Origin of the sequence: Streptomyces capitiformicae, assembly GCF_002214185.1 — a bacterium.
GTDB classification, from domain to species: Bacteria; Actinomycetota; Actinomycetes; order Streptomycetales; family Streptomycetaceae; genus Streptomyces; species Streptomyces capitiformicae.
The window spans coordinates 10,785,957-10,804,725 of record NZ_CP022161.1 but is presented as its reverse complement, the minus strand read 5'-3'; the positions used below and the strand labels follow the sequence as shown (position 1 = coordinate 10,804,725).

Here is an 18,769-nt window from a genome sequence, read left to right as displayed (position 1 = left end):
CCTCCGTCGGCGGAAAACGACGACGCGCTCGCGCGGCCGTCGGCCTCCCGGACGGCTTCCGGTTCTACGAACTTCGTCACACCGGACACACCCCGCTGATGGTCGCCTTGAAGTCGGCCGCCGCCCGGGCGAGCGGGACCTTGTCCCATAGGTCCGCGTGCATCTGGGCCCGGGTGAGGTCGTTGGTGGTGTGCTTGGTGTACTGGCCCTGCAGCCCGGAGAACAGCATCTGCAGGGCGAGGCGCCCGCCACCGCGACCGCGATGCCGTTGACCATGCGGGCGGCCGTGCCGCTGCTCAACTGAAGTCGGCGGATGGCCAGTTGCCGGGCGACCCCGCCGGAGCCGAGCCGGTTCACGACCGTCTCCACGACCCACGGCAGCAGCGCGGTCACCCCGACGAGCAGCAGCCGCCACCACAGCCGGCGCCGCGGGGCGCGTGGACCAGGCCGACTCGTCGAGGCGGATGTGCTCATCCTCGTGGAGAAGTATGGGTCCCGCCCGCCGGGCCCCTGCCCAGCGGTTGCGGGATGTCGTACGTCGTCACATGGCCGGTAGCCGCTCGTCGAAGGTGTCGAAGCGCTTCACCTGGCGGCTCAAGTCAATGAGAAGTCTCTTGTGAAACAAGGAGCATGAAGGCAACGTGACCTTGCTTCTCACCCAGGCATTGACACCACATCCGGGTCAATGGGAGCGTCGAAGCGCTTCACCAGTCGGTCATTCCCCCGGCCGCGCCGGATCCAGAAAGGACGCCGCCAATGTCCCGGAAGTCCAAAAAGAGAAGCGTCAGAGATGTACTGGTAGCACTGCTGATGGCGATCTCGCCGCTGATAGCGGCGCTCGGACTGACCGGCACCTCGGCCACCACCGCGTCGGCCGCGTCACTGACCGAGGTGACCAACTTCGGCAGCAACCCCGGAAACCTGCGGATGTACGTCTACAAGCCTGACAGCGCTCCGGCACGCCCGGCGGTGCTGGTGGCAGTGCACTACTGCACCGGCACGGGGCCCACCTTCTACTCCAACACGGAGTTCGCCCGCCTGGCCGACCAGCACGGGTTCATCGTCGTCTACCCGGACGCGAACGTCAGCGGGCAGTGCTTCGACGTCTCCTCGCCCCAGGCGCTCAAGCACGACGGGGGCAGCGACCCCACGAGCATCGCCCAGATGGTCCGGTACACCGTGCAGAACATGAACGCCGACGCCGGCCGGGTCTACGTCACCGGCGCCTCGTCCGGCGCGATGACGACCAATGTCATGCTCGGCGCGTACCCCGACCTGTTCAAGGCCGGGGCGGCGTTCAGCGGAGTGCCGTTCGGCTGCTTCGCCACCACCGACGGCTCCGGCTGGAACAGCGACTGCGCCACCGGCAAGATCAGCAAGACCCCGCAGGAGTGGGGTGACCTCGTCCGGAATGCCTATCCGGGGTACACGGGCCCCCGGCCGCGGATGCAGCTGTGGCACGGTACCGAGGACGACGCGCTGTACTACGCGAACTTCGGTGAAGAGATCAAGCAGTGGACCAACGTGCTCGGGGTGAGCCAGACCCCGGTCTTCACCGACTCCCCGCAGTCCAACTGGACCCGCACCCGCTACGGCTCCGCCGGCGCGCAGGCACCGGTCGAGGCGAACAGCTTCCAGGGTGTCGGGCACAGCCTGCCCGAAAGCGGCATGGCGGCCCGGGCCATCGCATTCTTCGGACTCGACGGCTCCGGCGGTACCACCACGGGTCCGGTCCGCGCCACCGGTTCCGGCAAGTGCCTTGACGTGCCCGGCTTTTCGCAGACCAACGGCACCCAGACGCAGATCTGGGACTGCAACGGCGGCACGAACCAGCCCAGATCTGCGAGGCGCACGGCACCACCCTGCCCGCCGCAGCGATCGCCTTCCCGCACACCCACCCCAGTATCATCAACGTCACCCTCGGCATGCGCGACCGCGCAGAGGTGGCACGGAATGTGGAACTCCAGCGAAGCGCCGTACCCCGGGAGCTCTGGGACGACCTCAGATGCCGAGGGCTGATCAGGCCCGACGTCCTCCTCACCAGCGATACCCAGGGCACCGCCGACCGTCCCGTGCCCGCCGGGCGGTCCGCGGCACATGATGACGGCCCTCGCGGGGGGAGTTCCCCATGCCGCTGATCGACAAGAGCGACCACCACCACGGGGCAGCCGCCGTGGACGAACTGCTCCACGACCTCGTAGCGGACACGATCAACGCGCTCACCGCCGGCGCCACGACCGTCCTCTGCCGCCCGCCCGAGCGATTACACAGGCCACTCCGTGTCCGTCGTGAGCAAAGCCCGCACCGCCTCTGCCGCTGCGAGGCCCCTCCACCATCCGCGACGTTGTGCCACTCACCGACGCCCCTGAGCACTCGGGACGCTCAAGGGCCGGGCGATGAAGATTCCCTCCAACCGCACTGACAACACCCCGGAGCCGCCACATGAACGCGTTCACGACCGTCCGAACCAACAGGAGGGGCAGACGATGAAGCCCGTCACCTCCGCCATCGGCAAGTTGTCAGCAGTGATCGCGATGGCTCTCCCCGCCGCGCTGCTGACATCCATCACGACGCCGACCCCGGCCTCGGCCGCGACCCAGGCGACGTACTACGTCAGCCCCGACGGCAACGACGCCAACGCCGGGACGATCACCGCGCCGTTCAAGACCCTGCAGCGCGCACGGGACGTCGTGCGCACGGTCAACGACGACATGACCGGAGACATCAACGTCTATCTCCGCGGTGGCAACTACCGGGTGAGCAGCACGATCGACTTCACGCCGGCCGACTCCGGAACGAACGGCCACCGTGTCGTGTACGCCGCCTACCAGGACGAGAAGCCCGTCCTGAACGGGGGTGTCAAGGTGACCGGCTGGACACAGCACAGCGGGAACATCTGGAAGGCCCCGCTGAACCGCGACAACAAGCTCCGCGCGCTCTACGTCAACGACAAGCGCGCCCAGATGGCCTCGAAGACGATCACCTCGGCCGGATGCTACGGCACCTACACCGTCACGGCCGGTCAGGCTCCCTGGGCCTGGGAGTCGGGTTCGCATTGCGACGGAGCCAAGTACAGCCCCGCCGATCTGCCCGCGGTAGCCTCCAACCAGGACGACGTCGAGATCAAGTCGGCGACGACCTGGACCACGGCCATCGTGGGAGTCCGTCAGATCACCACGAGCTCGGACGGAGCCAATCGCGTGGCTCTGTTCCAGCAGCCGGGAGCTGCCATCGCCCAGGGTCCGCCGAACGGCAACTTCAACCCCGGCGGCACCCACACCCTCATGAACGCCTACGAGTTCCTGGACCAGCCGGGCGAGTTCTTCTTCGACAAGACCAACCACCTCGTCTACTACTACAAGTCCAGCTCGGAGGACATGACGTCGGCGCAGGTGTTCGCGCCGGACAACGTGTCCACCCTCATCAAGATCGCCGGCACGTCCACGACCAACCACGCGCGGAACATCACGTTCTCCGGGCTCACCGTCGAACACTCCGACTGGAACCTGACCAACGTCGCGGGCTCCGTCTTCCGGCAGGGCCAGCAGGGCAACGCCGGCTCGAAGGTGTACGCGAGGAAGAACTTCCACGCCTACACCTATCGCAACGTCGACCTGCCGCCGGGAATCATCCAGATCGAGAACGCCGACGGAATCGTCCTGCGGCGCAACACGGTGCGGCACACCGGCGCCGACGGAATCCACATGGTCAACGACGTGACGGACTCGCAGCTGACCGGCAACGTCACGAATGACATAGCCGGATCCGCCGTGACCGTGGGGCACCCCCAGCACGTGTACGTCGGGGACTACACCTCGACCAACAACGAGAAGTACCCGGTGAACGTCGAGGGAGTCTGCAAGAACATCTCGATCACGAACAACTACCTCTACGACAGCGCGGTGTTGTTCCAGGGGTCCAACCCCGTGTCGGCGTACTTCGTCGAAGCACTGTCCGTGCAGCACAACCGGATCGAGAAGTCCCCGTGGGCGGGCATCACCCTCGGCTGGGGATGGTGGAACTTCGACGGCTCGGCGAACTCGATCCGACCCGGCGTGCCGACCACCACGGCGAAGAACAACACCATCAGGTACAACGAGATCGTCGACACGATGCAAGTGCTCAGCGACGCCGGACCCATCTACACGCTGGGCAGCCAGCCGGGAACCGAGATCAGCGACAACCACATCCAGGGTGTTCCGGCCGGCCACAAGTACGGACTCCACCCCGATGAAGGCTCCGCCTACATCAACTACCACGACAATGTGCTCGACGTGGACAAGGACCTCAGATCCACCATTCACTCCGGCACGTGGGGCCGGCAGCACGACCTGAGCATCACCAACACCTACGGCACCGTCAACAAGATCTTCGACAAGAGGGTCCCGAACAGCACCATCGAGGACGTGCGCGCGTACGCGGACAACGTGTGGCCGTCACCGGCGTACAACATCGCCGTGAACGCGGGCCTGGAGGACGCCTACAAGGACATCGTCCCCCGGAGCAGCCTCGGCCTGCAGGACTACGCCCTGCCCGCGAGCACGTTCACCGGCAAGGGCGTGTCGTCCATTCCCGTCCGCAGCATCGGTGACGGGACCAGGACTCTCTGGCTGGCTCCCTCCGGTACGACGACGTTCGCCGTCGGCCCCACCATGACGAAGGCAGCCGGAACCGCGACGACCATCACTGTCCCGCCGACGGTCGGCGACTACCGCCTCTACGTCGTGGACGCCCAGGGGAGCGCATCGGCCGCGTCGAAGTCGCTCGTGCGGCAGCGATGGGCCTACGTCGACGACAAGGACTCCTCTCTCACCTACTCCTCCGGCTGGTCGAACTGGAACGACTCGCAGGACTTCAGGGGATCCGAGAGGTTCACCAGCAGGGCGGGCGACTACGTCCAGTACTCGTTCACCGGCACGGGCATTCGCTACCTGAGCATGAAGCAGCCGAACATGGGCAAGGTCGACGTCTACATCGACGGCGCCCTGGCGCAGTCGGGCATCGACGCCTATGCCTCGACGGTGACGAAGCAGGTGCCGCTGTTCGAGAAGACGGATCTCGCCGCGGGTCCCCACACGATCAAGGTCGTGTGCACCGGCACGAAGAACGCGTCCTCTTCCAACACCGTCTGCGCGCTGGACGCGTTCGCCTCCATCGCCTTCCCCGCGAAGAACGCGTTCTACAAGGTCCTCAACAAGAACGGCGGCAAGGCGATCGACGTCTCGGGCGGATCGCTCTCCGCCGGGGCGAACGTCGTCCAGTGGAACGACACCGGAGCGCAGAACCAGCGCTGGCGGTGGGTCGCGGTGGGGGACGGCAGCTACGAGATCGTCAACCAGAACAGCGGTCTGCCGCTGGGCGTTACCAGCGGGTCCACCGCGGACGGCGCGACCATCACCCAGCAGACCGCCAACAACAGTGCGGACCAGCGCTGGACACTGATCGCCGCAGGAAACGGCTACTACAAGATCAGGAACGTGAACAGCGGCAAGCTGCTCTCGGTCTCCGGCTCGTCGACGACAGCAGGCGCTCAGCTCGTGCAGACGACGGACACGAACGCCGACAGCCAGCTCTGGCGAGCTGTGAACGTGGACTGATCCTCTCCGCGCCCCGGCCGCACACACCTCGCTCAGCCGCCTCGGTGTGCTGCTGCTGAGGCGGACGGAGGGAGGCAAAGGACCTGAGGGGCGGTGCCGGCGAAAAGCGGGCCGGCACCGCCCCTGCAAGCCTCCACCACCGCTTACTCGCGTCGAAACACCGCCAATACACGTATTGGCTCCTATCCGAGGACAGAAATCGTGGACATCACCAGAAGACAGCTCGGCCGGCTCGCCGCGGTCGGTGCCGGGGCGCTCGTGTTGCCGGGCCTGCTGCCGGCGAGCAGGGCGGCGGCAGACTCATTTCCGGCCACAACGTGGGGCGATCAGGGCGACGGCACGTACGTCAACCCGATCATCCCCGGCGACCTCAGTGACTGGGACTGCATCCGGGTCGGGTCCGACTACTACGGCATCACCAGTACGTTCGGGTACTCGCCCGGTATGGCCGTCCTGCACTCGAAGGACCTGGTCAACTGGCGGACGCTCGGCGGCGCGGTCGACGATGTCACCCGTATCGGGCCGGAGTTGAACTGGGACCGGATGAACCGCTACGGCCGTGGCGTGTGGGCCGGGGCCATCCGCCACCACGCGGGCCGGTACTGGGTGTACTTCAACACGCCCGACGAGGGCTTCTTCATGACGTCGGCCCCGTCGCCGACCGGGCCGTGGGAGCCGTTGCACTCGATGTGGCGCACCTCGGGCTGGAACGACGTGTGCCCGTTCTGGGACGACGACGGCCAGGGCTACCTGGTCACCACCCACTACGCGGACGGCTACAAAATACATCTGTTCAAGCTGTCCGCGGACGGCAGGTCGCTCATCGGCCCGTCCACGGTCATCCACCAGTCCTCACGCAGCGAGGCCAGCAAGCTGTACAAGATCGACGGTGTCTACTACCACCTGTTCAGCGAGGTGAAGTCCGAGGGCCGGGTGCTCATGATGAACCGCGGCTCCAGCCTCTACGGCCCGTTCGAGACCAGGCAGTTGCTGCACGTCAACACCTCGGTGGACCGCGAGCCCAACCAGGGTGGGCTGGTGCAGACCCCGGGCGGCGCCTGGTACTTCGTGACCCACCACGGCCACGGCGGCTGGGAAGGGCGCGTGCTGTCCCTGCTGCCGGTGACCTGGGTGGACGGCTGGCCGATCATCGGCACGGTGGGCTCGGACGGCATCGGCACCATGGCGTGGACGGGCCAGTTGCCCGCCGCCGGCACCCCCGGCCTCCCCGTCGACGCGCTGCCCGCCGTCGTGACCAGCGACTCGTTCACCGACACCCGCCTCAAGCCGCAGTGGGAGTGGTACTACCAACCCCGCGCGGGCTACTGGTCGCTGACCGAACGCCCCGGCTATCTGCGGCTGAAGGCGTTCGCACCGCTGGCCGGGGACAACCTGATGAAGGTGGGCAACACCCTCACCCAACGAGTGCTGCGCACCGCGGGCGGCGCGACGGTGACCGTCCGCCTCGAACTGGCCGGCCTCGCCGACGGCCAGCACGCCGGGCTGTGCCACTACGCCGCCACCTACGCCGGACTGGGCGTGCGGCGCTCGGGAACCACCACCACGATCGAGCACAACGCCGGCGGCACCCTGACCAGCGGCGCGGTCATCACGCAGAACGCCGTGTGGCTGCGCACCTCCTGGGACGTTAACGGGGTCAGCCGCTTCTCCTACAGCCTCGACGGGAGCTCGTTCACGCAGGTGGGCGGCACCTACCAGCTCACCTGGGGCGGCTACCGCGGTGACCGGGTCGGCCTCTACACCTACAACCCGGGCGGCACCGGCCACGTCGACATCGACTCGGTGCAGTACACCATCGCCCCCACCAGGGCCTACACATGCGTCAGCGTGCGCAGCGGCAAGGTCGCCGACGTCTACCGCGCCTCGAACGCGGACGGCGCCGCCGTGATCCAGTGGCCCGACAACGGCAAACCGAACCAGCACTGGGCCTTCCAGTCCACCTCGGACGGCTACCACACCATCACCTGCCTCCACAGCGGCAAAGTCCTCGACGTCGCCGGGTCCTCCACGGCGGACGGCGCCGAAGAAAGCTGACAAACAGCCAGCACAACCAACCCGAGCAGCAGGCCGCCCACGACACCGCGGGCGGCCTGCTGCTCGACTCTTCGAACTCGCGCTCTCAGCTCGGGAAGCGACGGCGCTTGGGCGGCTGCATGGCTGCTGACCTGTGTGCGCTCATGCCGACCGCAATAAGCCGAGAAGTGGGGTCGCCGTCCGTACCCGTGGGCGGGCCGGGCCATCGCCGACGGCCCGGCCCGAAGCGCTGGGTCGCGCTGTGTTCCGTCAGGCGCCGGCGTTCCCGGTGGTGGCGCGCAGGTCGTCGGCGGAAGCCATGCCGAGCCAGGTGTGCGGGTTGCCCTCCCAGCACCAGCCCAGCTTGGGAGCTTTCTGGCTGATCCAGATGGCGGGTACGCGACGGTCGCCGCTCCGGGAGCCGCCGAGCGAGAAGCACTTGTTCTTCACCAGGACCTGCGGGAAGTGGGTGATGAGGGCGATGCCCTCCTCGATGGTGAGGAGCGTGCGCCCCCGTACGGCGATGGTGGTCATGGCGTCGAGTGGTACGGCGCCGCAGAACTCCTCACCGCGTTCGACGTCGAGCAGACGGCGGTGTCGTACTGCTGGGCGCGTGCCGCCGTGCCGCCGGGGATCACGACCTCGGTGAAGCCCGCGATCTCGGCGGCCCCGTCGCCGGTCCCGTCACCGTGGACCGCGGCGACGGTCAGCAGTGTGTCGCCCCGTCCGGCCACGACCGCCGCCATGGCGCGCACCCGCTCGGCGTCCCAGGCGACCGTGCCGTGGTCGAGGTCGCCGGTGGGCATGTCGTTCATGACGCTCTTGGCGTCGGCGAAGGCGTCCGCGAGTGCGTCCGGCACCGCGCCGTTCCACTCGGCCACGCGGTAGCCGGGGCGCTCGACGGAGGTCAGTTCGTCGAGCCAGCCGCGGTGCACCTCGCTCAGGGACAGCAGGAGGTGGTGCAGCGTCAGGGCATGACGGAAGCCGCGCCGTACGCAGAAGAGTTCGGCGGCGGTGCACGCGGGTACCTCTGCGATCAGGCTGCGGCGCCCCGCCGAGACCGCCGCGGCGACCACGGCGGACAGCAGCTCCGTGCCGGTGCCGCGGCGCCGCGCGTCGGGGCGTACGTACAACTCCATCTCGGCCAGGTGCTCCTGGCCCTCGCGGTCGAACAGACACAGGGTCGCCGCGCCCACCGCCCGGCTGTGGCCCCGGCCGTCGTCCTGGTACGCGAACCAGGTCAGCAGCCTGGTGCCCAGCCGCGGGCGGGTGAGCCGTGCGTGCGCCTGTGCGCGGGGCGGCGGGGGTACGTCGGGCAGGTCCTCGGCCATCGACGCGGTGACGACCTCGTGCCAGGCGTCGGCGTCGGCCTGGGAGACCGGCTCGGCGGAGCGGATGCTCGCTGGCGTTCCCATGAGCTGGCTGATCTCCTCGGGTCAGGGTCCTGGCAGGGCGTTGGTCCAAGGGGGAGGGCGGCGTGGAGCTGCGTGACATCGAGATCCTTCTGACGCTGGCGGAGGAACTGCGCCGCGCTGGTCGAGCGGACCAGCCGCCGGGTCGCCCTCACCCGGCAGGAGGCGCCCCCCGCTGGGCCGGATCGAACCCCAGCGCGTCCAGCGCGGTGACGAGGGTGGCCTCCTCGTAGGCGAAGTGCCGCTCCAACCGGTCGATGACCAGGTCGAGTTCGTCCATCACTCCGGCCGGGTCACCGACCTCCAGCTTCTCCAGCCTCTCCGCGATCTCCGAAGGGAGGCGGGTCACGGTGCGGTGCTCCTCGCGCAGCCGGGCGAGGGTCGGGGCGAGACCGGGGAACCGGGGTGTGTCGCACCCAGGCGCTTGATCCGCTCGCCCTCGGCGGACTCTCCCAGCGTGTTCATCTCCTTGGCTCGGCCGATCCGTTCTCGACGAGCCCGGCCCGGCTCGCGATGAGCGCCGCCTCCACCCGCGTGCGGACGTCGAGCTTGGCCAGCAGTTTCTGCACGTGCGTCTTGACGGTGCTCTCCTCGACGCGCAGTCGGCGGGCGATCTGCGCGTTGCTCAGGGCGTGTCCGACCAGGGCGAGGACTTCGCGTTCCCGCGGTGTCAGGCCGTCGGGCAGCGTGACGATCCCGATGCTGTGGCTGGACGCTCGGGCGATCAGCCTTCGGGTCGGGCCCGGTGAGACGAACCCGTCACCGCGGGCGACCGCCCGGATGCCGTCCAGCAACGTGGCCGCCGGGTCGTCCTTCAGCACGAACCCCGTGGCTCCGGCCTGCAACGTCCCGAACAGGTACTCGTCGAGGTCGAAGGTCGTGAGCGCGAGGATGGCGGGCGGACCTGCCTGGGCCATGATCTGCCGAGTGGCCGCGACGCCGTCCAGCCGCGGCATACGCACGTCCATGACCACCACGTCGGGGCGTAGCCGGGCGGCCAGCTCCACCGCGGCCCCCCCGTCGGAGGCCTCTCCGACGACCACGAGATCGGGCTCGACATCGATCATCATGCGCATGCTGGTACGCACCAGATCCTGATCGTCGGCGAGCAGCACGGAGATGGTCACTGGTGCCATGCCGCCCCCGTCGGAAGGGGCAGCGTCGCATCGACCCGCCAGCCGCCGTCCGGCCGGGGGCCCGCGGTGGCCGAGCCTCCGCACAGCGCGGCGCGTTCCCGCATCCCGATGAGCCCATGACCGGCGGTCGGGCTGGTCCGCGGCCCGCCCTGGGGCGCTCCCTCGTCGTCGACGCGGATGCACAGCCGATCCCTGCCGTAGTCGAGACTGACCGTCGCGCGTGGTGGACGGGCGTGCCGAGCCACGTTCATCAACGCCTCCTGAACGATGCGGTAGGCCGCGAGGTCGACCATATGGGACAGGGGGCTCGGCTCGCCGGTGGTCACGATGTCCACCGCGGCGCCGGCCCGGCGCGCCTGGTCGGCCAGCGCCTCGACCTCACGCAGCGACGGCCGCGCCACGAGGTCGGCGGCGGCCTCGTCGTCCCGGAGCGAGTCCAGCGCGCCGCGCAGCTCGCCCAGCGCGGCGCCGACCTCCCGGCCGATCTCGGCGAGGGCCTCGCCCTCCGGGGTGTGCCGGTCCCGGTGGACATGACCGACGGCCGTGACCCGCATCGCCACCGCACTGAGCCGGCCCGCCACCGCGTCGTGCAACTCACGGGCCAGGCGCAGCCGCTCGTCGCGAGCGGCCGCGCGGGCGTCCAGCTCCCGCAGCCGTTCGGCCTGCTCGGCCTGCGTGGCGGCCAGCTGGACGCGGCTGCGCGCCGCATCGGCCATCGCCACCACCACGACGGGCATGAAGCCGAAGACCGCTGTGTCGTAGAGGAGCCCCACCAGCCCGAAGTCGTACGCCTCGGCGCTCCACAGGACGCGGCAGGCGTCCGCGGCGACGAACGCGCCCAGCGTGGCGATGGCCGCCAGTCGCAACCGAGCCGTGCCCGCTGCGATCGCGCTGAACGCGGCGACCCACACGCCTGCCTGCGCCAGGGCGGGCGTCGGCGTGACCTGGTCACCCGGCCAGGCCGACGTGACCAGGTACCCCAGGCCGACGACGGCCAGAGCCGTCACCGGACGCGAGCGGCGCCACAGGACGGCGAGCGCGAACACGGCCGCGGAGACGGCCAGGAGCACGGCCCGGGCCGTCGTCCGCTCCAACCACAGCAGCTCCCCCAGGTCGATCGAGGCCGCGACAACCGCCAGCCCTGCCACGGCCACGACGCCGCTACGGGGCGCCGACGGAGGTCCTGTCGGCCGTCGCTTGCTTCTCGTCCTCATCGCGCTTTTCCTGTCGCCTGCGGTCGGCGCGTTGGAAGGGGGCGTTGACCGCCCAGCGCCAGACGAGTTCGAACGGGCCTTGGCGGAAGTGCCGCAGCCACCACCAGGCGCCGAGCATCAGCAGGGCGCTGATCGCCGCCCAGGACAGCACCGTACCAAGGGGGCCGAACGGTCCCAGGCCAAGTCCCCACTGGGAGAAGGCCACTATGGCGACGACGTTCTGCAGCATGTAGCACGACAGCGCGGTGCGGCCGACATCTGCGAGGCGGCGGCTGAGGAACCCGGAGCCGCCACGGCGGCGCAGCAGGATGAGGATCAGCCCCAGATAGCCGAACGCCACGATCGGAGCGACGGTGTAGCGGGACAGTGCCCCGATGATGTCCTTCCCCGCCAGGGGCAGATATTCCCACGCCGTCAGCGTTCCGCCGATGGTCAGCCCGCCCACCGCGAGCCAGCGGCTCATCGCGTGCGCCCGCGCGTCACCCCTGAACAGTCCCGCCCGCCACAGCAACACCCCGCACAGGAAGAGGAACGCCGACAGGGGTGGGGCAATGATGAACGCCTCCTCGCGGAGGGCCCAGAAGTTCCCCATCCGATCGGCGACTTCGGCGAAGTAGGTCATGGGCACTTCGCCGTCCCAGGCGCCGCCGAACCCGGACCCGAGCGAGCCCCCGCCGAACCCGGACCCGAGCGAGCCCCCGCCGAACCCTTCCGCCCAGTCGCCGTCCCCGCCACGCCCACCGGCGGATCGGCCCGCCAACATGCGGTTGAACTCCAGGACCAGGTGCAGTGCCCCGGCGAGCACGGTCGCCACCACCAGCCAGCGGGTGCGCAGAAGCAGCAGCGGGGCGATCACCATGCCGACCAGCGCGTAGCCCATGAGGATGTCGAACTGCACGACGAGCGCGAAGTGGAGAAAGCCGTCGGCCAGCAGCAGGAGCGAGCGCCACTCGTACCGCCATGGCCAGCGCAGCCCGTTCCGGACCGCCGACTCGAACTGGATCGCTATGCCGACGCCGAACAGAATCGACAGGAGCCCGAGAAACTTACCGTTCGAGATGGCGTTCGATAGTGGAGCCAGGAACTCCTCGGACTTGCCGAGCAGGTAGACAGGATCGCCCCCGGAGCCGATGGCGAAGATCCATATGTTGGTCAGCAGCGTTCCGATGATGGCGACACCGCGCAGCACGTCCAGCGACTGTACGCGCCGACTCGCCTGTGCTTCTTTCGACTTGGTTTCCCTTGACACCAGGCGAAGCTATGGCGGCGGTGCCCGCGGACACGTCAGACCGACGTACAAGACCGCCTCATCACTTCGGCGGAGGGACGACCCTCAGAAGGGATGACGCCACCTGACGCCGCTCGGGGCTTCGTCTGGGGCTCGGGCTGGCGCTTGAGCGCCGTCAGGCGGTGTGGGTCTGCGAGCACCCACTGTCCGACGGACATGACGGACGGGGGATGGTCCGTGGTCCGACCGCTGCTGCCGAGGCGGGCCGGCTGCTGGAGTGAGCAGTGTGCATCGACGCAGTGCACCTCGTCGGTGTGGCCCAGCGCTCCGGCTCGGCGACGGCCAAGCATCGGGTGCTGTATTCCGCCGTCGTCCGCTCGTGGCTACGACGCCCCGTGGCGCCCCCGGTCGCGGCGGCGCAGCAGGAGCAGGCCGCCGGCGACGGCGGTGGCGCCCGCGGCGGCCGCCCAGCCGACGATCTCGCTGGAGCCGGTCGCGGCGAGGTCGTCCCCCGTGGTGGGGGAGGCGGAAGCGGAGGCCGACGCGGTGGCCGTCTGGGGTCGCGGGTCGGAGGCGGCGCCCGAGGCCGAGGCCGAAGCGGCGGGCTTCGGTTGTGCTGCGCGGGGTGAAAACAGCAGGTCGTACGGTAGACACCGGCTCGACGAGCAGGGGCTGGCTGGCCTCAACCAGGCGCCCGTGCCCTCCGCGTGCCCGATCTTTGAGCGCGTGGCGGAGTGAAAGCCCCCGAGGGACCGTGGCAGCCACAAACCCCAGGCCACTGACCTCGGGTTTCATCGTGGAGCGGGTGACGAGAATCGAACTCGCGCTCTGGGTTTCCAGGGCCCGGCGTTGTTCGTGGACGGCGGTTAGCGACTTGGCCGGTCAGGACGCGCCCGAAGGTGGCGAGCTGGACGTCGGTCACGATGAGATTGAACTCGCGCTCGGCGATGGCGGGGTCGTCGGCCCAGCCCGTGCCGCCCGCGTCGGCCGAGAACGAGCGGCACCGGCCGTCCTCGGACAGACCGCGCTGCCGGGAGAACTCGGTGAACGCTATCGGAGTGGACATGACCGTCGCTCCGCCGGCCAGCGCCAGCTCGCACTCGCCCCGGCGCAGCGCCCCCGCGGCCAGGTGCAGCGCCACCAGGGAGGACGAGCAGGCCGTGTCGACGGTGACCGCCGGCCCCTCCAGGCCGAAGGTGTAGGCGATGCGGCCGGAGGCGATGGAGCCGGCGCTGCCGCTGAACAGGTAGCCCTCGAACCCGTCCGGCGGAAGGTGGGGTCGGGAGCCGTAGTCGTTGTACATGACGCCGGTGAACACCCCGGTGCCGGTGCCCCGCAGCACCGCCGGGTCGATACCCGCCCGCTCGAAGGTCTCCCAGGCGGTCTCCAGCAGCAGCCGCTGCTGCGGGTCCATGGCGAGCGCCTCGCGCGGCGACATGCCGAAGAAGTCCGGGTCGAACAGCGCCGCGTCGTGCAGGAACCCGCCTTCGCGGGCGTACGACGTGCCCGGCCGGTCCGCGTCGGGGTGGTAGAGCCGCTCCAGGTCCCAGCCGCGGTCGGCGGGGAAGCCGGAGACGGCGTCCACACCGTCGGCCACCAGCCGCCACAGGTCCTCGGGCGAGGTCACGCCGCCCGGGTAGCGGCAGGCCATGGAGACGATGGCGATGGGCTCCCGCGCCCTGTCCTCGACCTCGCGCAGCCGTCGGCGGGCCTCCCTGGCGTCGGCTATGGCCTTCTTGAGGTATTCGCGGAGTCGGGCCTCGTCAGCCACGTGAATTCAACTCCCCCTGATCGGTGGGTTCGGATGCGTGAGGTGGAACCACGGCACGGTGCCGGGGCACCGTGCCGTGGCGGGTCCGGGACCGAGGGACGGTCTCGGCGGTGGTGCGTGATGGAACGGCGTCAGTCCTGTCCGTCGAGCAGCGCGAACAGTTCCTCGTCGCTCGCCGTGTCGAGGTCCGCGTCGTCCTGCTCCGCACGGTCGGCGGGCGACGCGCCCTGGGCCTCGGTCACCCTGAGTAGTTCCCGCAACCGCGTCGTGATCCGGTCGCGGGCCTCGCGGTCCGATACCGCGGAGGTGATGGCCTCCTCCATACCGGCCAATTCGCCGAGCACGGCGTCGGCGGCGGAGGCCGGTTCCTCCTTCTCGACGACCAGTTCACCGAGCAGGTGGGCGGCCAGGGCCCCGGGGGTGGGGTGGTCGAAGACGAGCGTGGTGGGCAGCCGCAGTCCGGTGACCCGGTTCAGCTGGTTGCGCAGTTCGACCGCGGTGAGCGAGTCGAAGCCGATCTCCTGGAAGGAGCGGTCGGCCTCGACGCGGTCCGCGTCGGCGTGGCCGAGCACGGCGGCGACCTGGTCGCGCACGAGGTGGGTCAGCACCCGTTCCCGTTCCACCGGACCGAGCGCCGCGAGCCGCTGCGCCAGCGGGACCTCGTCAGCCGCGGTACCGTGCGCCGCAGCGGTCCTGCGACCTGCGGATCCCGCGAAGCCGCGCAGCACCGGCGGGAGTTCGGCGCCCCGGCCGCGCAGTGCCGCGGAGTCGAGCCGGCTGACGGCGAGGACGGCCTCACCGGTCGAGGGGGCCGCGTCGAACAGGGCGAGCCCGTCGTCGGTGGCGATCGGCCGCAGGCCCACCCGGGCCAGCCGCCGCAGGTCGGTCTCGTCGAGGCCGCCGGAGACGGTGCTGGACTCGGCCCACAGACCCCAGGCGAGCGAAGTCCCGGGCAGGCCGTGGGCCCGTCGGTGGGCGGCGAGCGCGTCCAGGAAGGTGTTGGCGGCTGCGTAGTTGGCCTGCCCCGCGGTGCCGAGCAGACCGGCCACCGAGGAGTACAGCACGAACGCGGTCAGCTCCTCGTCCCGGGTGAGTTCGTGCAGGTTCCAGGCCGCGTCGACCTTCGGCCGCAACACCCTGTCGAGCTGCTCCGGGCTGAGCCGGGCCACGATGCTGTCGTCGACGACGCCCGCGGTGTGCACCACCGCCGTCAGCGGACGGTCCTTCGGAATGTCCGCGAGGACCCTCGCCAGGGACGCGCGGTCGGTCACGTCACAGGCCGCGAGGACCGCCTCGGCCCCGAGAGCCTCGATGCCGGCGCGCAGTTCGGCCGCTCCGGGGGCGTCCGGCCCACGGCGGCTGAGCAGCAGGAGCCTGCGGGCCCCGTGTTCGGCCACCAGGTGACGGGCGAGCATGGATCCGAGCGTGCCCGTCGCACCGGTGATCAGGACGGTCCCCCGGTCCCAGCGTGGCGCGCCGGCCTCCGGATCGCGTGCCGCGCGGGCCAGGCGCGGTACCAGCAGGGCGCCCGAGCGGACCGCGACCTGCGGCTCGCTGCCCGCCAGAGCCGCCGCCAGCGCCGCACCGGCCGGGGCGTCGTCGGCCGGGTCGAGGTCGATCAGCACCAGGCGGCTCGGGTTCTCGGTCTGCGCGGACCTGACGAGCCCCCAGACACCGGCGTGCGCCAGGTCGGTGACGTCCTCGGCACCCACGGCCACCGCGCCCCGGGTGACGACGACCAGCCGCGAGGCCGCCAGCCGGTCGTCCGCCAGCCACTCGCGCACTGCGAGAAGGACCCGCCGTACCGCGTCGCCCGCCCGCTCGGAGAGCCCGGAGGGGCCGTCCGCCGCGTGCGACACGGCGGGCAGCAGTACCACCGGCGGAGCCGGTGCACCGGCCGCCACGGCGGCGCCGAGCGCGCCGACGTCGTTGTGTGCGGTGAGGCCGGGCAGCCCGAGGGAGTCGTCGCCGAGCCCGGCCCAGCCGGCCGTGTCCGCGGCCGTGCCGGGGGCGGGCACCTCGCTCCAGCCGACCCGGAACAGCCCGTCCGCCGAGGTGTCCGCCGCAGCGAGCAGCGCCTCCCGCGCCAGCGGCCGCAGCAGCAGCGACTCGGCCGTCAGCACCGGGACACCCGTACCGTCCGCCACGGTCAGCGCGGCCCGCAGTGAGCCGTCGCTGTCGTCGGACAGGGACAGCCGTACGCGCAGTACGGTCGCCCCGGTCGCGTACAGGCTCACTCCCGACCAGGCGAACGGCAGCCAGGAGGTCCCGTCCGCCTCCACGACACCCGGCAGCAGCGGATGCAGGGCGGCGTCGAGGAGCGCCGGATGGAGCCCGAAGGCCGCCGCGTCCCTCCGCTCCTGTTCGCCCAGGGCCACCTCGGCGAACACCTCGCCCTCGCCACGCCACACACGGCGCAGCCCCATGAACGCCGACCCGTAGGCGTAGCCGGACGCGGCGAGCCGCTCGTAGGCGCCGGCCAGGTCCACCTCGGCGGCGCCGGCCGGCGGCCACACCGTCAGGCCCTCGGGCACGGTCGCTTCGGCGGACAGCAGGCCCTCCGCGTACAGGGTCCAGGCCTCGGCGACGTCAGCCCCGCCGTCCCGCGCGGAGCGGGCGTACACCTGGACAGGTCGGCGGTGCGCGGCGTCCGGCTCCGCCACCACCACCTGCAGCTGTACGGCGCCACGCTCGGGCAGGACCAGCGGCGCGGCCAGCGTCAGGTCCTCGACCCGGTCGCAGCCGACCTGCTCGCCCGCCGCGAGCGCCAGGTCCAGCAGGCCCGTCGCGGGCAGCAGCACCAGGTCGTGCACGGCATGCCCGGTCAGCCACGGGTGGCTACGACCGGAGATGCGGCCGGTGAACAGATACGCGTCACGGTCCGCGACCCGCACCGCTGCCCCCAGCAGTGGGTGACCGGCGGCGGCGAGCCCCAGCCCGGCGGCGTCCGCGGGCTCCTCGGCGCCCTCGAGCCAGTAACGGCCGTGCTGGAAGGCGTAGGTGGGCAGATCCACCCGGCGTGCGCCCGGGAAGAAGGCGGACCAGTCGGCGTCGGCCGCACTGTCCCGCAGGAGGGCCGCGGCCAGGGCCGACGCGACCGACTCGGGTTCGTTCCGGCCCGCGCGCAGCATCGGCACGAGCATCCCGGCCTCCTCGGACAGGCAGTCCGCGGTCAACGCCGTGAGCACACCGTCGGGACCCAGTTCCAGGTACTCGGTCACGCCCAGGCCCGCGAGGCACCGGACGCCGTCGTGGAAGCGGACGGCCTCGCGGATGTGCGCGGCCCAGTAGTCGGGGGACGCCAACTGCTCGTGGGCGGCGAGTCCGCCCGTGACGTTGGACACGATCGGAATGCGCGGCTCGTGGAACGTCAGCTCCGCCGCGACGGCCCGGAACTCGTCGAGCACCTCCTCCATGTGCGGGGAGTGGAAGGCGTGGCTGACCGGCAGCCCCTTGGTCTTGCGGCCGCGCTTGCGCCAGTACGTCGAGATCTCGGCCACGAGCTCGTGGTCGCCGGAGACCACGGTCGCCCGGGGGCCGTTGACGGCGGCGACGGACACGCGCGAGGCGTCGTGGCGCAGCAACTGCTCCCTGACCTCCTCCTCGCCCGCCTGCAGGGCGGCCATCGCGCCGCCCTCGCGGGCCGCCTGCATCAGCCGGCCCCGCTCCGCCACCAGCCGGCACGCGTCGGCCAGGTCCAGCACACCGGACAGATGGGCCGCGGTGACCTCGCCGATCGAGTGGCCGAGCAGGAAGTCCGGCCGCAGACCGTGGTGTTCGGCGAGCCGGAACAGGGCGACCTCGATCGCGAACAGCCCGGCCTGGGTGAAGACGGTCTGGTCGATCAGGGCCGCGTCCGCCGAGTCGGCGGACGCGAACAGCACGTCCTTGACCGGACGGTCCAGCACGCCGTCCAGGTGGGCGCACACCGCGTCCAGGGCCGCGGCGAACACCGCCGAGGTCTCGTACAGGTCGCGTCCCATGCCCAGGCGCTGACTGCCCTGGCCGGTCAGCAGGAACGCCCTCTTGCCCTGCCGCCGGGTGCTCGCGTGCACCACTGACAGCGCCCGTTCACCGCTCGCCAACGCGTCCAGGCCGGCCAGCAGCTCCGCACGGCTGGTGCCCACGACGGCGGCGCGCCGCTCGAGGCGGGCCCGGGTGGTCGCCAGCGAGAAGCCGACGTCGGCCGGGTCGAGCTCCGGGTGCGCGGTCACGTGGGTGTGCAGTCGGCGTGCCTGCTCCCGCAGGGCCGTCTCGTCGCGTGCCGAGACGATCCACGGCAGTACGCGCGGCTCCGAGGCCGGGCTGTCGTCCGCGGGCGGACCCTGGTCGGCGGGTGCCTGCTCCAGGATCACGTGCGCGTTCGTCCCGCTGATG

Annotated in this window: 10 protein-coding genes and 3 pseudogenes; 3 read left to right on the top strand and 10 right to left on the bottom strand. The window is 70.6% G+C overall.

Annotated elements, in window-relative coordinates; translation table 11 throughout:
* Positions 1-100: 100 nt before the first annotated feature.
* Positions 101-429, bottom strand: a pseudogene (locus CES90_RS48370) (ABC transporter permease); the annotation flags it as partial.
* A gap of 327 nt (positions 430-756) precedes the next feature.
* Here CES90_RS48370 and CES90_RS48365 point away from each other — a divergent pair.
* The 3 genes from CES90_RS48365 to CES90_RS48355 all read left to right on the top strand — a co-directional run bounded on the left by CES90_RS48365 (position 757) and on the right by CES90_RS48355 (position 7,652).
* Positions 757-2,019 carry an extracellular catalytic domain type 1 short-chain-length polyhydroxyalkanoate depolymerase gene (locus CES90_RS48365; protein WP_232791404.1) on the top strand — a complete coding sequence of 421 codons (1,263 nt, stop codon included), beginning with the start codon at positions 757-759 and terminating at the stop codon, positions 2,017-2,019.
* 467 nt (positions 2,020-2,486) lie between these two features.
* On the top strand, positions 2,487-5,597 hold the full coding sequence (locus CES90_RS48360) for an RICIN domain-containing protein (RefSeq protein WP_208921759.1): 3,111 nt from the start codon (positions 2,487-2,489) through the stop codon (positions 5,595-5,597).
* Between the two features lie 201 nt (positions 5,598-5,798).
* Positions 5,799-7,652, top strand: coding sequence for a family 43 glycosylhydrolase (locus CES90_RS48355; protein ID WP_232791403.1), 1,854 nt, complete (start codon positions 5,799-5,801; stop codon positions 7,650-7,652).
* A gap of 249 nt (positions 7,653-7,901) precedes the next feature.
* On the opposite strand, the pseudogene CES90_RS48350 reads toward CES90_RS48355, so the two are convergent.
* The 9 genes and pseudogenes from CES90_RS48350 to CES90_RS48310 all read right to left on the bottom strand — a co-directional run.
* A pseudogene (locus CES90_RS48350) lies at positions 7,902-8,219 on the bottom strand (DUF5701 family protein); the annotation flags it as partial.
* On the bottom strand, positions 8,162-9,046 hold the full coding sequence (locus CES90_RS48345; RefSeq protein ID WP_189788764.1) for a GNAT family N-acetyltransferase: 885 nt from the start codon (positions 9,044-9,046) through the stop codon (positions 8,162-8,164). The gene CES90_RS48345 and the pseudogene CES90_RS48350, both read right to left, overlap by 58 nt.
* Positions 9,047-9,194: 148 nt before the next feature.
* Positions 9,195-9,392 carry a hypothetical protein gene (locus CES90_RS48340; RefSeq protein WP_229914559.1) on the bottom strand — a complete coding sequence of 66 codons (198 nt, stop codon included), beginning with the start codon at positions 9,390-9,392 and terminating at the stop codon, positions 9,195-9,197.
* A gap of 112 nt (positions 9,393-9,504) precedes the next feature.
* The gene (locus CES90_RS48335; protein WP_208921978.1) at positions 9,505-10,170 is read right to left on the bottom strand and encodes a response regulator; all 666 of its coding nucleotides are present in this window, start codon (positions 10,168-10,170) and stop codon (positions 9,505-9,507) included.
* A complete protein-coding gene (locus CES90_RS48330) occupies positions 10,167-11,327 on the bottom strand; it encodes a sensor histidine kinase (RefSeq protein ID WP_189788762.1) in 1,161 nt (386 codons plus the stop codon). The genes CES90_RS48335 and CES90_RS48330 overlap by 4 nt, the downstream gene beginning before the upstream one ends.
* Positions 11,328-11,340: 13 nt before the next feature.
* On the bottom strand, positions 11,341-12,642 hold the full coding sequence (locus CES90_RS48325) for a DUF418 domain-containing protein (RefSeq protein ID WP_189788761.1): 1,302 nt from the start codon (positions 12,640-12,642) through the stop codon (positions 11,341-11,343).
* Positions 12,643-13,004: 362 nt separating this feature from the next.
* Complete coding sequence (locus tag CES90_RS48320) at positions 13,005-13,307, bottom strand: LPXTG cell wall anchor domain-containing protein (RefSeq protein ID WP_189788760.1); 303 nt, start codon at positions 13,305-13,307, stop codon at positions 13,005-13,007.
* Between the two features lie 272 nt (positions 13,308-13,579).
* Positions 13,580-14,392: pseudogene (locus CES90_RS48315) on the bottom strand (beta-ketoacyl synthase N-terminal-like domain-containing protein); the annotation flags it as partial.
* Positions 14,393-14,523: 131 nt separating this feature from the next.
* A partial coding sequence (locus CES90_RS48310; protein ID WP_208921757.1) for a type I polyketide synthase occupies positions 14,524-18,769 on the bottom strand: 4,246 nt, incomplete at its 5' end.

What these genes read in the sequence shown, in the direction of transcription:
- CES90_RS48365 (WP_232791404.1), top strand. Translation starts at nt 757, where the DNA reads ATGTCCCGGAAGTCCAAAAAGAGAAGCGTCAGAGATGTACTGGTAGCA.
- CES90_RS48360 (WP_208921759.1), top strand. Translation starts at nt 2,487, where the DNA reads ATGAAGCCCGTCACCTCCGCCATCGGCAAGTTGTCAGCAGTGATCGCG.
- CES90_RS48345 (WP_189788764.1), bottom strand. Translation starts at nt 9,046, where the DNA reads ATGGGAACGCCAGCGAGCATCCGCTCCGCCGAGCCGGTCTCCCAGGCC.